Below are 14700 nucleotides of genomic sequence, written 5' to 3' on the forward strand. Positions count from 1 at the left end.
GGATACTACAAGCCATTCGCGCTCAGCGCGGAAAGTCTGTGGTATCAAGCGCTGCTTCTAATCTAGCGTTATGATGCAGTCGTTGCTTTGCAGCGCGAAGCGATGGGTTTGCTCAAGCTAATTATTACGGAAAAGTACATTTAATAATGCGAAGACATTTACTGCTTAAAGAACTATCTATCGCCAGCCTATGGGCTCTCACTGTTACCTCGCAGGCGGCTTTCGGCTTTGAAGCACAAAGCTCGGCGGGGTCATCCAGTGCTGTTAGTGCTAGTGTACCTAGTCAGTCTGAAGAGCATGGAAGTGCTGGTTACGAAGAGGCTGAGAAAACAGAAGGAGCTGTAACGACTGACGAGATTGAAGTAAATGAAGAGTCCCCCTGGTTATTAACGCCAACTCTGTCCAGCGACCCAAAAATGGGGAGTTCCATAGGATTTCTCGCCGGTTACGTCCATTATTTTGATGAGGCGTCGCCGTCTTCAATTATTGGCTTAACAGGTAGTTATAGTGATACTGATTCGTCGGTTCAGGGGGCATTTGCCTCCACCTATTTTGATAAGGACCGTCAACGTCTGCAAGCCGCTTACGTGACTATGAAGATTGAAAATGATTACCAAGATTACCTGGGTACGGGATTAGATGTCCGCACAACCGATGAAGCATCGCTGTCATTCCTGCGCTATTTACGTCGAGTTTCCAGTAGTTGGTTTCTAGGCGGGCAGGCTATTCATGCGGATTACTCCATTACCGGCAGAGACGCATTCTCTCAGGCGATATTAAAGCTATTTGGTATTGATGGGTTTAATGGCACCGCGGTAGGGTTGGTCGCTGAGCGGGACTCACGAGACAACGTTAATAATCCTCAGTCTGGAAGCTATTTTCAAGTGACCAACACCCAGTACCTCGAGGCGCTTAATGACGACCTTGAATTTGGGGTTTGGCAAGCGAAATATTCTCGCTTTGACCCGATCAATGATGATCATCTCATCGCCACCCAGCTAACTGGGCGATATACCAATGATGCCCCTAAGGCCGCTTATAGCTCGGTAAGATTGCGTGGTTATACCGTGGGGGAGTATTTGGCGCCTCATAATATGAGTGTTGAAATTGAGGATCGTATTAAATTGTCTAGTAGATGGGGCGCTACGGTTTTCGCTGGGGCAACCTGTCTCTTTGGTGATGGTGAAGACTGCGGTGACACAAGCAATTGGTTTCCAATGGTCGGGGCGGGTGTTACCTACCTGCTAAAGCCTTCTGAGGGCATGGTTGTTCGTCTAGAGGGCGCCAAAGGTCAGGATGATAGCTATGGGGTGTATTTACAGTTTGGCAATTCGTTTTAGATGGTAGGTGTTGAGCCGATTACCTCTATGTCGCCTAATAGCCGAACGACGCATCGCTACCTCATAAATTGAAATGGTGAGTTGAAACCTATGAGTAGGAGGTCGTAGCAGTGAGCAAATTGATTGTTCCAAAATCATTACTTAGCGCTCAACTTGCCGGGGTTGGTGAAGATTCAGCGCTCGCAAAGTCGTTACTACTTCAAGCAGGCTTAGCGAGTGATACCTTGGAGAGCCTCGACGGGTCGATCACGCTCGCGCAATATTCGCATATTCTTACCCTGCTATTTCAAACCCTTGATGATGAAGCTGGTGGTTTTTTGTTGAAACCAATGCGCCTTGGCTCATTTGATCTGATGTGCCATGGCTTGATGGGCGCTGAGGATTTAGGCGCGGCCTTAGTGCGCCTAGCTCGATTTTCTCGAGTCCTATCGGAGGAGCTAAGCTATCGTTTATGGGAGTTTGAAGAGGAAGTATTTTTCGAGATTAACTACCGTAATGAACAGCAAAAACAGAGTAGTTTCTTTCTCAGCGCCATAGCCACAATCTGTATGCGACTTTGGTGTTGGCTAGTGGATCAGCCGTTGTTATTGCATCGTGTAGAGTTTAGCTTTGAACAGCCTCCGTTTAGCGACGAACTCGAGGCAATCTTTAGCACTGGTATTAGCTATGGTAAAGCAACCACTCGCTTAGTGATGCCCAGTGATTATTTGCGCTATCCACTGCGCCAAAACCAGGCATCATTGAAAACTTTCCTTGAAGCCGCACCGCTTTCGCTGCTAACGCAATATCGTAAAGATGATTCGTTTACGGCGCAGCTAAACGGTTGCATGAGTGCGTTGATTGAATCGGGTGTGCGATTTGCCGATATTCGTTTTGAACACATTGCGAGCGAATTATCATTGCCGCCACACACGCTACGGCGACGCTTAAAAGATGAGTCTCAGAGTTTTCAGTCGCTCTATGATAACTACCGACGCCGAACTGCAATGGCTTGGCTCCAAAACCGCGACGAGCCTTTGGCGATAATTGCTGAAGAATTAGGATTCAGCGAGCCAGCGGCTTTTCATCGTGCCTTTAAACGCTGGACGGGCCAATCACCTAGTAGCTATCGGAAATCACTACTCAGCGGGACCTCGTCGGTCTAGCCCTAGATTCTAAGGCCACCCCATAGCTGCACACATAGTCTGTCTATTCCTTGCCACACATATTCTGTACATTCCTTGCCGCCCTTTTTTGATTGGTACATGCCACCTGTTTATTGGCTGTTAATTTGGGTGTGAGTTGAAGATTGTAAATTTCAGTCAATTGTTTGTTATCTCACATCATTGAGAGGCTGGTGCCGAGGTCGTATGGTAGGTCTATCAATTAGAAGTGAGACTCTACTATGGAAGCGTATATTTACGACGCAATTCGAACTCCTCGAGGCATTGGAAAGGCCAAGGGTTCATTGCATGAGGTTAAACCCGTCACACTGGTCGCGGACCTGCTAAATCATCTTCAACAGCGTAATGGCTTTGCGACCGAAACCATCGATGATGTGGTGCTAGGCTGTGTGTCCGCCGTGGGCGATCAGGGGGCGAATATCGCCAAGTCTGCGGCACTCTTAGCTGGTTGGGATGATGATGTTGCTGGTGTGACGCTGAATCGTTTTTGTGCCTCGGGGCTTGAGGCGGTAAACCTCGCCGCGATGAAAGTGAAGTCTGGCTGGGAAGAATTGGTGGTTGCCGGTGGCGTTGAATCAATGTCTCGCGTCAAGATGGGCTCGGATGGCGGCGCTTGGGCGCTGGATCCCGAGACCAACATGAAAACGGGCTTCGCTCCGCAAGGGATTGGTGCGGACTTAATTGCCACCTTGGGCGGGTATGATCGCGCTGCGGTGGATGAGTTTGCGGTGAGATCTCATAAGCGTGCTCACCAAGCTTGGGAGCGCGGTGCGTTTGATCACTCAGTTATCCCGGTAACAGATCGCAATGGTGTAACCATTCTGGCGCGTGACGAACTTATTCGCCCAGAAGCGAGCAGCGAATCACTGGCTGCTCTGAAAGCTTCCTTTGCGGGAATGGGCGATATGGGCTTTGATCGCATTGCCCGTGCTCGCTATCCGCAGGTCGAAAAAATTGATCATGTGCACACGCCCGGCAATGCATCGGGAATCGTGGATGGCGCCGCGCTTGTTTTAGTGGGCTCAGCGGAAGCGGGTGCCCGGATGGGTATTCGGCCGAGGGCTAGAGTTGTTTCAACCGCCTTGGTGGGAACTGAGCCTACCATCATGCTCACAGGGCCTTCTCCGGCCGCTAACAAGGCACTGGCAAAGGCGGGTATGACCATTGAAGAAATCGATTTGTTTGAAGTGAATGAAGCCTTTGCTTCGGTGGTTATGCGCTTCATGGACGAACAAGGGATTTCCGCCGATAAGGTAAATGTCAATGGTGGCGCGATTGCGATGGGTCATCCGTTAGGCGCTACGGGAGCGATGATCCTAGGGAGCCTGATTGATGAGTTAGAAGCTCGACAGCAACGCTTCGGAATGGCCACGCTCTGTGCCGGTGGCGGTATTGGTATTGCCACGATTGTTGAACGTCTTTAGGAGTTAGTCATGTCTAGTATTCAGATTAAGCAGTTAGAAAATGAGATCGTTCAGCTCATACTCGACAATCCGAACGGTTCCAGCAACCTAATGAATCAGGCGTTTACGGCTGACTTTATTGCCGTTGTCGAAACACTCAAGTCCACGCCGTTTCGCGGTATCGTGATTACTTCGGCGAAGAAGACCTTCTTCGCGGGTGGGGACCTAAGTGAGTTGATCCAAGTTGATCGCACTACGGCGGCCCAGAGCTATGAGGGTGTGCAGGCTCTAAAGCTGGCCATGCGTTGGTTGGAAACTTGCGGCAAGCCGGTAGTGGCATGTATCAACGGTGCAGCATTGGGTGGCGGTTTAGAACTGGCTCTGCATTGCCATCACCGCATCGCGGTTACTAAAGGGGTTAGCCTGGGGCTGCCTGAGGTGACATTAGGGCTACTTCCCGGCGGCGGCGGGGTAGTCCGTTTAACGCGGCTCTTAGGGCTTCAGGCGGCAATGCCCTATCTGTTAGAGGGTAAGCAGTTTAAACCAGCCAAAGCATTGGAGTTGGGGCTTGTTGACCAGTTGGTGGAGCACCAAGATGAACTATTGCCGCAGGCGATGGGCTTTATTCTCGCCACGGAAGGTGAGGTGAAACAGCGCTTTGACCAAAAGGGCTATCGGGTGCCTGGCGGCAAGCCCTCTCACCCCAGTGTTGCTGGGCTACTTCCTATCGCGCCAGCAATGATCAGGTTGAAGACCAAGGGTGTGATGCCGGCGCCGGAGGCCATCTTGAGTGTTATGGTGGAAAGCTTACAGGTAGATGTTGATGCAGCCGATCGCATTGAGTCACGCTATTTTGTTGAGCTTGCCAGCGGCGCGGTCGCCAAGAATATGATCAATACCTTTTGGTTTCAGCTCAATGCACTCAAGTCAGGGGCCTCAAGGCCGGCTGTTGAACAACGTTTTAGTTGTCAGAAGTTGGGTGTTTTGGGGGCCGGCATGATGGGGGCTGGCATAGCCTACGCGGCGGCGAGTAAAGGTATTCAGGTGGTACTCAATGACGTGTCCGATGAAGCCGCAGAGCAGGGCAAGGCCTACACCGCAAAACTCTTGAGTAATAAAGTAGCTAAGGGTTACCTGAGTGAGGAGGCGGCCACGCAGGTGTTAGCGGCTATTAAGGCAACAAGCGATACGAAGGAGTTAGCCGCCTGTGACTTGATCATTGAAGCGGTTCCCGAAGTACGTGCGCTAAAAGCCGAGGTGACTCAACGTGCTATTGCGAGCGCCGGAGAGGAGGTGCTCTTTGCCTCGAATACCTCAACGCTCCCGATTACCGGTCTAGCCAAAGCATCGCCACGGGCTGATCGCTTTATTGGGCTTCATTTCTTCTCGCCGGTCAACAAAATGCCGCTAGTAGAAATTATTCGCGGCGAGCATACCTCCGATGAAACCTTGGCACAGGCGTATGATTTCGTGCAGCAGATTGCGAAGACTCCGATTGTGGTCAACGATAGCCGGGGCTTCTTCACATCTAGAGTCTTTGGCACTTTCACTCAAGAGGCGATGACCATGATTGCCGAAGGCGTTCCCGCAGCAGTGATTGAAAACGCGGCCTACGAAGCAGGCTTTCCAGTGGGGCCCTTAGCTATCATTGACGAAGTGTCGCTCACACTGATTCAGAAGGTTCGTGCGCAAACTGAAGCGGATATGGCGGCACTAGGGGATGTCTATCTCACTACGCCAAGTGACCAGGTGCTTGACGCAATGATTGAGCAGGGTCGCTGTGGCAAAGCCGCAGGCGCTGGTTTTTACGAGTATTCAGAGGGCGCCAAGCAGTTATGGGGCGGGCTAGCTACGACCTTTAGCAATCAACCCCCAATCCCATTTGCCGACGTTAAGGATCGTCTGCTCTATCGTCAAGCGTTGGAGGCCGTTCGCGCGCTTGACGAAGGTGTGATCAATTCGGTGGGTGACGCCAATATTGGTTCCATCATGGGAATTGGCTTCCCGCCGTGGACCGGCGGAGTCCTTCAGTTCGTGAATCAACATGGCTTAGCTCAGTTTGTAGAGCGAGCCGATGAATTAGCACAGGGTTATGGCGCAGGCTTTAGCGTCCCAGCAAGTTTAAGAGAGCGGGCAACCGACAACAGGGAGTATCAAGATGAAGCGTAAGTTATTTGACAGTGATCATGAGCAGTTTCGTGCCAGCGTTCGAAAGTTTTTAGCCGAAGAAGCGGCGCCTCATAGAGAGGCGTGGGAAAAGGACGGCCAAGTCAGTCGCGAAATTTGGCGGCGTGCCGGCGAACTTGGCATGCTGTGTCCCACCATTCCTGAAGAGTATGGCGGCGTGGGTGTAGACTTTCGCTACAACGTAATTGTTGATGAGGAGGTAGCGCGTTGCGGTGTGTCAGGTCTGGGCTTTGGGCTTCATAGTGATATTTCAGTACCCTATCTATTAGCTTATGGGACTGAAGCACAGAAGCAAAAATATCTTCCAGGTTGTATTGATGGCTCAATTATCACGGCTATCGCAATGACTGAGCCGGGCACCGGATCCGATCTTCAAAGTGTTAAAACCTTTGCTAGAAAGGAAGGCGATGAGTTTGTGCTCAACGGTTCGAAAACCTTCATTACGAATGGTCAGATGGCAGATCTCGTCTTTGTGGTTGCCAAAAGTGGCGATGGTGAAGGTGCAAAAGCTGTCAGCCTATTCCTTGTTGAAGCTGGCACGCCGGGATTCACCAAGGGTAAGAACTTAGAGAAGATTGGTTTAAAGTCTCAGGATACCTCGGAGTTATTCTTTCAGGACGTCCGAATTCCGGCTGACAACCTGCTGGGTGAAGCGGGGATGGGCTTCATTTACTTAATGCAAGAGCTGTCTCAGGAACGGCTTTCTGTCGCGGTGGCTGCGGTAGCGGTTAGCGAGTGGATTCTGGAAGAAACCGTTAATTATGTCAAAGAGCGTCATGCCTTTGGCCGGCCTATTGCCGCACTTCAAAATACCCAGTTCAAGCTCGCAGAGCTTTCAGCGGAGGCGACTCAAGCGAGGATATTTGTAGACTATTGCCTGGAACAACATTTGGCTGGGGAGCTAGATCAAGTTCTCGCTGCAAAATTAAAACTACTTACCACCGACCTACAGTGCAAATTAGTGGATGAATGTCTTCAGCTACATGGGGGCTATGGTTATATGTGGGAATACCCAGTCGCACGGGCGTTCGCTGACTCTCGCGTGCAAAAGATTTACGCTGGAACGAACGAAATTATGAAGCTGATTATTGGCAGAACACTCATCTCATGACGCAGACAAACTCAACAGGTGGACCTTTGGCGGGGCTGAAAGTGATTGATTTCACTACGCTGCTCCCCGGACCTTACGCCACTCACTTACTGGCAGATATGGGCGCGGAGGTGATTCGTGTTGAATCGATTTCTCGCCCCGATCTATTGAAAATGGTTCAGCCGTTAGTTGACGGTCAGTCTGCTGCGCACTTAAGCATTAATCGTAACAAGCAGTCCGTGGCGCTAGATTTGAAGCACGAAGTTGGCCAGCGAATAGCGCAGGCATTAATCGCTACCGCTGATATCGTGATCGAAGGTTTTCGCCCTGGCGTGATGGCTCGGCTTAATTTGGACTATGGGGCGTTGAGTTCCAGCCAGCCGGAGCTGATCTATTGCTCCATAACCGGTTACGGACAAACCGGAGGCTTAGCGCAGCGTGCAGGTCATGATATTAACTATCTTGCCAGGTCGGGATTGGCGAGCTATTCGGGGAAGGCGGAGCATGGACCTAGCTTAAGTGGTTTTCAGATTGCCGACATCGCTGGTGGCTCGCAACAGGCGGTAATGGCTGTGTGTGCGGCGGTGATTGAGCGATTCCGAACGGGCCAAGGGCAGTATCTGGATATTAGTATGCTCGACGCGGCATTAGCCTTGAACACCATGACCGGCGCGAGCTATTTGGCCGGTGGCGCCTGCCCGCAGTTGGGAAGTGAGCTGCTCGCAGGTGGGAGTCTCTATGACTACTACCAAACAGCGGATGAGCGCTATTTGAGTATCGGATCACTAGAGCCGCAGTTCTTAGCCCAACTGCTTACCGCCTTAGGGCTTTCGTCATATTTAGCTAATCCAACTGAGTTGGGGAAAAAGCTGGTTGAACTTAAAGCCGATATTACACGCGTCATTCGCAGCGAAAGCCTGACACATTGGAGCGCGTGTTTTGCTGAGCTGGATTGTTGCGTGGAGCCGGTCATGAGTCTTGAGGAAGTCATGGCAGAAGACTGGGTGGCGGAACGAGGTATGCGCGTTGAGGCGAAGCTACCCAGCGGTGAGACGATCACACAGCTAAGGTCGTCTCTGCCCTTTGCCGTGGATAAGTACGAGAGCGGCAGTGAGCTTGGTGCGCACACTGAGCAACTATTGAAGGCCTTAGGTTATGTCCCCAGCGAAGTCGAAAAGCTTCGAGAGCTGGGTGTCATTGCTTAGCTAGGTTGTTGGCAATGTCGAAAAGTTTCGAGAGCTGGGTGTCATAGCTTAGCTACTTGGTTGACGATGCTGCAATGCTTGCAAAAGTCTCCTGCTCTGCGCACACTGGGTTTTATAACAATAAGATTCAGTGCTAGCGTGATTTAGCTCCATATAATCGGGTTGCTTTCGATGTCCTTTGCGTTGAGTGAAGGAGTATCACCCTCCGAAAACAGGCTGCTTTAACTTGGTGCTAGCATCCAAGGAGAAAGTTCGTGAAGCCTTATATTGTCATTGGTGCCGGGCCGTCGGGCCTGGCTGCTGTGCGCCGATTAATTGAAGAAGATATCCCGGTTATTGGTGTTGAAACTCACCATGATGTGGGCGGACTTTGGGACATCGATAGTGCGACCAGTACCCTGTACAACAGTGCGCATTTAATCTCGTCAAAATCGATGACCCAATTCGATGACTTTCCAATGCGAGAAGATGTTGCTACCTACCCAAAGCACACCGAACTCAGAGATTACTTTAACGACTTCGCCACACACTTCGATCTCAAGAAATACTACCGTTTTAACACCTACGTGAGCTGGATGGAACCTGAAGATGGTGGCTGGAAGGTTCGCCTGATCTGTGACGGTGTGACCGAAGAAGTTGCGGCGGCAGGTGTATTGCTGGCAAACGGAACCCTCCATGAGCCTAAGCGATTGAAACTCCCTGGCGAATTTGCCGGTGAGCGACTGCATAGTAGCGAATACCGCGATGCGGCGCGCTTTGAAAATAAGCGAGTGCTCATCGTTGGCTGTGGTAACAGCGGCTGTGATATTGCAGTGGATGCGGTTCATCGTGCTAAATCCGTTGATATGGTGGTTCGCAGGGGCTACTACTTCCTACCTAAATACGTTATGGGGAAGCCGACTGATACGCTGGGTGGTCTAGTTAAGCTCCCGGGGCAGATTAAACAGTTGGTGGACGGGCTTTTAGTGAGGTTGATATCCGGTAAGCCAAGTCAATTCGGGCTCCCCGATCCCGATTATAAAATGTATGAGTCTCATCCCGTCATCAACTCGATGTTCCTGCATCACATCGGGCACGGCGATATCACGGTTCGACCAAGCATCATCAACTGCGATGGTCACACGGTGCATTTTGATGATGGTAGCTCCGGTGAGTACGACCTGATCCTAGAGGCAACGGGTTATGTGTTGCACTTTCCGTTTATCGACGCTGCTCACCTTAACTGGCAGCGCGAAGCGCCAGACTTGTATCTCAAGATGTTTACACCAGAGCACGATAACCTCTTTTGTGTAGGAATGGTGGAAGCAGCGGGTTTAGGCTGGCAGCCTCGGGATGATCAGGCGCGGATCATTGCGCGCTTTATTAAGGGGCGTGCACAAAATAGCCCCGGAGCGAATAAGCTCTGGGATAAGATTCGCTCTCGAAATTATGAGCCGCTCAATGCCGGCTTCAATTATCTTAAATTGGAGAGAATGTCTTTCTACGTGAATAAGCAGGCGTATCTCGACGCGCTAAAGAAAACTGTTAAACATTTGGAGCATTAGTATGTCGCCAGGCTTCATGATTGCGCTGAATTTAGTACTGGGCTGTATGATGTTTGGTATTGCCTTGAGTCTCAGCCCTGCCGATTTTAAACGGGTGGCGGTTATGCCGAAGGCGGCAGGAGTAGGACTGATTTGTCAGTTTATCCTATTACCGTTTATTAGCTATTTAATTACCGTCATATTTCAGGTTCCCGCCGAGGTCGCCCTTGGTCTTATTCTGGTTGGCTGCTGCCCAGGCGGAACGTTTTCGAACATAATGACCTATTTAGCTCGTGGAAATGCGGCGTTGTCGGTATCGATGACCGCCGTTTCCAGTTCCGTGGCGGCCTTCGCGACACCGGCGAACTTTTTACTTTATGCATCATTGAATCCCGAGACGGCAGGACTCGTTACCGCTATTGATGTGGGCGTGACGGGTATTGTTAGCTTTGTGGTGGGTGTATTAATCATTCCGTTGGTGTTGGGCTTGAGCGTTCGTCATCGGTGGCCTCAGTTAGCGATCAAGTTCGAAGTGCCGTTTCGTCGCTTCTCATTGCTACTGTTGCTGAGCTTTGCGGTGATTGCCCTGGCGTCCCATTGGGGGCAATTTGCCGCTGGTGTCACGGGCTATGCTTTGCTAGTTATACTGCATAATTTAGTTGCCCTGATGATTGGTTTTGCGATGGCAAGCCTGGCAGGTTTGAATGTGGCGGATCGGCGCGCAGTGACACTGGAAACAGGGATTCAAAATTCGGGTTTGGGCCTTGGTATTATTTTTAGCTTCTTCCCCGGCTACGGGGAGATGGCCATTATTGCCGGAGCCTGGAGTATTTGGCACCTAACTAGTGGTTTGATACTGAGTAGCTGGTGGGCAAGACGAACACCAAGCATTTCAACGGGCGTAGCATCATGAATAAGCGAATTCTTATTACGGGTTCCGAGGGCTACGTTGGCAGAAGAATTGTAGCGAGGCTGGCCACAACACATGCCGTTTTCGGCATTGATTTAGCCGCTACGCCAAGTCAAAACTATAGCTACCAGCAGATGGATATTCGCTCTGCGGAGGTGTCGGCACTGCTGCAGCTTTGGCGGATTACTCATATCATTCACTTAGCAAGTATTGTTAGTCCCTCTGCGGATGAGCATAGAGATTATGATATTGATGTGAATGGCACCAAAAACCTGCTGAATTGCGCCGTAGAAAGTGGCGTAGCACATTTTACTGTCACCAGTAGTGGCGCGGCTTACGGCTATTACGCCGACAATCCGCAATGGCTGTCGGAAACGGACCCGCTGCGTGGTAATGAGGTCTTTTCATACTCACGCCATAAACGCTTAGTTGAGACGTTATTGGCTGAATTTAATACCGATAGCCCAGAACTGAAGCAGCTAATATTGCGCCCTGGGACCGTGTTGGGTGAGCATACCGACAACTTAATTACTCGTCTTTTTCAACGCTCACGTATCTTAGCGATTCGTGGGTCGAATTCGCCTTTTGTCTTTATTTGGGATGAAGATCTGGTCAATATTATTATTCAAGGTATTGAAGGTGATATCACGGGAGCCTTTAATGTGGCGGGTTCGGGAGCAGTACCAATTCGTGAATTGGCCCAACTAATGGGCAAACCGGTGCTTGACGTTCCTGCTGGTGTGCTTCGCTGTTTATTAACGCTGGGACGGCTTTTACGATTAACGCCCTTCGGACCTGAACAGCTCGACTTTCTTCGTTATCGTCCAGTGCTTAGCAATCAGAAACTGATTGATAAGTTCCCTTACACACCCGCGAAAAGTTCGTTAGAGACCTTTCGCTACTACCTCTTGGCGCAGCGAGAAAAGAATGACTAAACCGATTGCCGTGATTACCGGCGCCGCATCAGGCATTGGCAAAGCCTTAGCGGAGCAGCTTGCCGACAGCCATCGCTTAGTGCTGGTAGATCGCGATGAGGCGGCGTTGTTGCATGTCGCCACCGGAAAAAAAGATCGCCTTGTGCAGGTGGTAGACCTAAGTAATACAGAAGAAATAGACGCCTTGGTTGCAACAATTAGTGGCTTGGAGGGCAGATTGGCGCTATTGATCAATAGCGCTGGGATTACCCACCGCTCGATGGCCAGCGAAACTGAACTGGCGGTCATTCAGCGGGTTATGCAGGTTGATTATTTTGCGCCGGTGCAACTTGTTTCTGGGTTATTCGCTAGACTGAATCATGACAGGAGCTTGGTGGTTAATTTAGGGTCCATGGCTGGTTGGATGCCTGTTGCCGGGCGTGCGGGCTATTGCGCGGCGAAGTCGGCACTTAGCCAATATTTCGAGACGCTTCGTGCCGAAAGCCACGGCCTAGGTCTGGGTATCTTGATGGTTTACCCAACCTTTGTTGCCACACCTATTGAACAGAATGCCTTAAATGCCAGCGGTAAAGTAGCAACTAAATCACGCTCCACGGCGGGTAGAGTCCAGTCGCTGGACAGTGTGGTTAGCAAGATAATGGCTGCCATTCATCGGCGAGAGCAGCGGCTTTATTTCGATTATTTTACTCGTTTCGCCACCTGGATTTATAAGTTTTCACCTGGACTGTATCAGTATTTAATGAGACGCAAGTTCCAGGTGGAAATTAATGCTGAGGCGGCAGAGCGATGAGCACAGACTGCTCTCATTATGTCATTTAAATTAGTAGTCAAAGCGCCCAGCTATTGCGCGCTACGGAGGGGGTCCAATGTCAATGGATAGCGCGCCAAAAGGGCTTATTCACGCCCTGGAATTGGATGGCCAAGGCGGAGCGTCACCGCTGGCTTGGGAGGAGGTAAACTGGAGTGCAGGTCAAAACCTTTGGCTGCACTTCGATTTTGAGGATGTAAATTCAGTTGGCGTGATTTGTCTGGTACTGACTTGCCTGATGGCGGTGTTCTTTCGTTGGCGGCGTTGGTTATGAATTGGTCGATGGGTCATGTATTCGGAAGGTTGCTAGCTCTGGGCCTGCTGTTCGGGGTTCAAGTCATCCACGCCGAGGCTCAGCGTCTTAAGAGCCAAATGGTACCCATGCGTGACGGGGTGGAGTTATCCACCGATATTTATTTACCTGCTGCCTCGGAGGCCGCCTATCCAACGGTACTGATTCGAACTGTCTACAACAAAAATAATACCTTTGAATGGAACCCAGTTTGGGCTGAACTGATTGAGCAGGGCTATGTGATCGCGATTCAAGATATTCGCGGTCGCTTTGAGTCCGGCGGGGAATACGTTATCGCCGAAGGGCGGAGAGAGGATGGCGTTGATACCTTATCTTGGTTAACGTCCCAACCTTGGTCAAACGGTAAGGTGGCGCTTGCCGGCTGTAGCTATCTTGGCGAGACCCAAGTTGTTCTTGCAGCGACTAATCACCCTAGTTTAGTGACGGCTGTCCCGATGTCGCCGGCGTCCGGCTATTATGAGCCTGGCCGGGCCTGGCAGGCTTTTAGCGGTGGCGCCTTTGAACTCGGCCAGACCGCGGGGTGGTTCGCTGGAAGTGGGTCAAAAGTCTACACTCAGCCTCCGGCAGGGATAGCGCGTGGCGAGTACTTTCAGACTCTCGATGAACCCATTGTCATGACCCCAGAGGTGGATTTCTCTCGTTATCTCTCTGAGCTTGCCGTTCTGCCTATTATTGATGTGTTAGACCGCGCGGGTATTCCCGAGAACGACTTTAAACGCTGGCGGATATCTCATCCGGACGGGGAATACTTTCGGAACTTAGACTTGGTCTCGAAGGATGACTCGGTGAGTATCCCCATGCTCTTTATGGATTCGTGGTACGACTACGGAGCGACCGAGACCTTGGCAATGATGGCGACCTTCGAGCGCAATGCACAAACCGAAGAAGCAAAAGCGCATCAATTTCTGGTCATTGGCCCCGGGACTCACTGTAATTACGACGATACCAGCACAAACACTGTAGTAGGGGAGCGGAATGTAGGTGATGCCCAATTTGATTATGCGCAATTGCAACTGGACTGGTATAACTTTTGGATGAAGGGTGAGCGCAATGGTGTGCTCGATAGGCCGAAGATCCACTATTATCAAATGGGGTCTAACGAATGGCGATCAACAAACCAGTGGCCACCCGAAGGCTCCGAAAGTCAGCGCTGGTACCTCGCTAGTTTCGGCGCCGCGAATAGCCTAACGGGTGACGGTAGCTTGCGGACTACGCCGCCTGAGCACTCGGTGGTGGACGAATTCAGTTATGATCCTAACAATCCGGTCCCATCGCTTGGCGGTCATACGTGCTGTACCGGTACGGATACGGAAGCGGGGGGGTATGATCAACGACCCATAGAGCAGCGGCAGGATGTGCTGGTGTATACCAGCGATCCATTAACGGATGACGTTGAGATGGCCGGACGAATTCGTGCTGTGCTGACCGTTGAATCATCCGCCGTCGATACTGATTTTAGCGTTAAGCTCGTAGATGTTTATCCATCAGGCGAGGCGTTTAACGTTCAAGAGGGCATGCGCAGAATGCGTTATCGGGATAGTCTTTCCGAAGCAACTTTGATGGTGCCGGGGCAGCAGTATCAGATTGAAGTTGATCTTCATACCACTGCAAATACCTTTCTCCGCGGACATCGAATTCGATTAGAAGTGAGCTCGTCAAACTATCCCCGTATTGAACGAAACCTCAATACCGGTGGAAATAACTACGATGAGTTGACGGGAGTGATAGCGATGAATCGTGTACACACCGGGCCGGAAGTTGAGGCTTATGTTGAGTTTCCAGTCTTGGCTAGGCCTTAGCGGCGAGGTCTTTGCTAGGGCCTA

12 protein-coding genes are annotated in these 14700 nt (G+C 50.9%); all 12 read left to right on the top strand.

Annotated features, from left to right (window positions below; translation table 11 throughout):
• Positions 1 to 146: 146 nt before the first annotated feature.
• The 12 genes from DFR27_RS03765 (at position 147) to DFR27_RS03820 (ending at position 14676) form a co-directional block, all read left to right on the top strand.
• Positions 147 to 1340, top strand: coding sequence for a BamA/TamA family outer membrane protein (locus tag DFR27_RS03765; protein WP_245962594.1), 1194 nt, complete (start codon positions 147 to 149; stop codon positions 1338 to 1340).
• Positions 1341 to 1450: 110 nt separating this feature from the next.
• Positions 1451 to 2485, top strand: coding sequence for an AraC family transcriptional regulator (locus DFR27_RS03770; protein ID WP_121876146.1), 1035 nt, complete (start codon positions 1451 to 1453; stop codon positions 2483 to 2485).
• 239 nt (positions 2486 to 2724) lie between these two features.
• Positions 2725 to 3927 carry an acetyl-CoA C-acetyltransferase gene (locus DFR27_RS03775; RefSeq protein ID WP_121876147.1) on the top strand — a complete coding sequence of 401 codons (1203 nt, stop codon included), beginning with the start codon at positions 2725 to 2727 and terminating at the stop codon, positions 3925 to 3927.
• Positions 3928 to 3936: 9 nt separating this feature from the next.
• Positions 3937 to 6075, top strand: a complete 2139-nt coding sequence (locus tag DFR27_RS03780) for a 3-hydroxyacyl-CoA dehydrogenase NAD-binding domain-containing protein (RefSeq protein WP_121876148.1) — start codon at positions 3937 to 3939, stop codon at positions 6073 to 6075.
• The gene (locus DFR27_RS03785; protein ID WP_121876149.1) at positions 6065 to 7204 is read left to right on the top strand and encodes an acyl-CoA dehydrogenase family protein; all 1140 of its coding nucleotides are present in this window, start codon (positions 6065 to 6067) and stop codon (positions 7202 to 7204) included. Before DFR27_RS03780 ends, DFR27_RS03785 begins: the two co-directional genes overlap by 11 nt.
• A complete protein-coding gene (locus DFR27_RS03790; protein WP_121876150.1) occupies positions 7201 to 8388 on the top strand; it encodes a CaiB/BaiF CoA transferase family protein in 1188 nt (395 codons plus the stop codon). Before DFR27_RS03785 ends, DFR27_RS03790 begins: the two co-directional genes overlap by 4 nt.
• Before the next feature lie 254 nt (positions 8389 to 8642).
• On the top strand, positions 8643 to 9932 hold the full coding sequence (locus DFR27_RS03795; RefSeq protein ID WP_121876151.1) for a flavin-containing monooxygenase: 1290 nt from the start codon (positions 8643 to 8645) through the stop codon (positions 9930 to 9932).
• A gap of 1 nt (position 9933) precedes the next feature.
• On the top strand, positions 9934 to 10824 hold the full coding sequence (locus tag DFR27_RS03800) for a bile acid:sodium symporter family protein (protein WP_121876152.1): 891 nt from the start codon (positions 9934 to 9936) through the stop codon (positions 10822 to 10824).
• Positions 10821 to 11756 carry an NAD-dependent epimerase/dehydratase family protein gene (locus DFR27_RS03805; protein WP_121876153.1) on the top strand — a complete coding sequence of 312 codons (936 nt, stop codon included), beginning with the start codon at positions 10821 to 10823 and terminating at the stop codon, positions 11754 to 11756. The genes DFR27_RS03800 and DFR27_RS03805 overlap by 4 nt, the downstream gene beginning before the upstream one ends.
• A complete protein-coding gene (locus DFR27_RS03810) occupies positions 11749 to 12546 on the top strand; it encodes an SDR family NAD(P)-dependent oxidoreductase (RefSeq protein ID WP_121876154.1) in 798 nt (265 codons plus the stop codon). The genes DFR27_RS03805 and DFR27_RS03810 overlap by 8 nt, the downstream gene beginning before the upstream one ends.
• Positions 12547 to 12622: 76 nt before the next feature.
• Positions 12623 to 12838 (top strand): hypothetical protein, encoded by a 216-nt coding sequence (locus DFR27_RS03815; RefSeq protein WP_121876155.1) that lies wholly within the window; start codon positions 12623 to 12625, stop codon positions 12836 to 12838.
• Entirely contained in the window at positions 12835 to 14676 is a 1842-nt protein-coding gene (locus DFR27_RS03820; RefSeq protein ID WP_121876156.1) for a CocE/NonD family hydrolase, read from the top strand. Before DFR27_RS03815 ends, DFR27_RS03820 begins: the two co-directional genes overlap by 4 nt.
• Positions 14677 to 14700 lie beyond the last annotated feature (24 nt).

It is taken from the genome of Umboniibacter marinipuniceus (assembly GCF_003688415.1).
Taxonomy (GTDB): Bacteria; Pseudomonadota; Gammaproteobacteria; order Pseudomonadales; family DSM-25080; genus Umboniibacter; species Umboniibacter marinipuniceus.

Excerpts from the sequence above, each read along its gene's own strand:
- DFR27_RS03810 (WP_121876154.1), top strand. The coding sequence starts at position 11,749 with ATGACTAAACCGATTGCCGTGATTACCGGCGCCGCATCAGGCATTGGC.
- DFR27_RS03790 (WP_121876150.1), top strand. The coding sequence starts at position 7,201 with ATGACGCAGACAAACTCAACAGGTGGACCTTTGGCGGGGCTGAAAGTG.
- DFR27_RS03780 (WP_121876148.1), top strand. The coding sequence starts at position 3,937 with ATGTCTAGTATTCAGATTAAGCAGTTAGAAAATGAGATCGTTCAGCTC.
- DFR27_RS03805 (WP_121876153.1), top strand. The coding sequence starts at position 10,821 with ATGAATAAGCGAATTCTTATTACGGGTTCCGAGGGCTACGTTGGCAGA.
- DFR27_RS03820 (WP_121876156.1), top strand. The coding sequence starts at position 12,835 with ATGAATTGGTCGATGGGTCATGTATTCGGAAGGTTGCTAGCTCTGGGC.
- DFR27_RS03800 (WP_121876152.1), top strand. The coding sequence starts at position 9,934 with ATGTCGCCAGGCTTCATGATTGCGCTGAATTTAGTACTGGGCTGTATG.
- DFR27_RS03815 (WP_121876155.1), top strand. The coding sequence starts at position 12,623 with ATGTCAATGGATAGCGCGCCAAAAGGGCTTATTCACGCCCTGGAATTG.
- DFR27_RS03775 (WP_121876147.1), top strand. The coding sequence starts at position 2,725 with ATGGAAGCGTATATTTACGACGCAATTCGAACTCCTCGAGGCATTGGA.
- DFR27_RS03765 (WP_245962594.1), top strand. The coding sequence starts at position 147 with ATGCGAAGACATTTACTGCTTAAAGAACTATCTATCGCCAGCCTATGG.
- DFR27_RS03785 (WP_121876149.1), top strand. The coding sequence starts at position 6,065 with ATGAAGCGTAAGTTATTTGACAGTGATCATGAGCAGTTTCGTGCCAGC.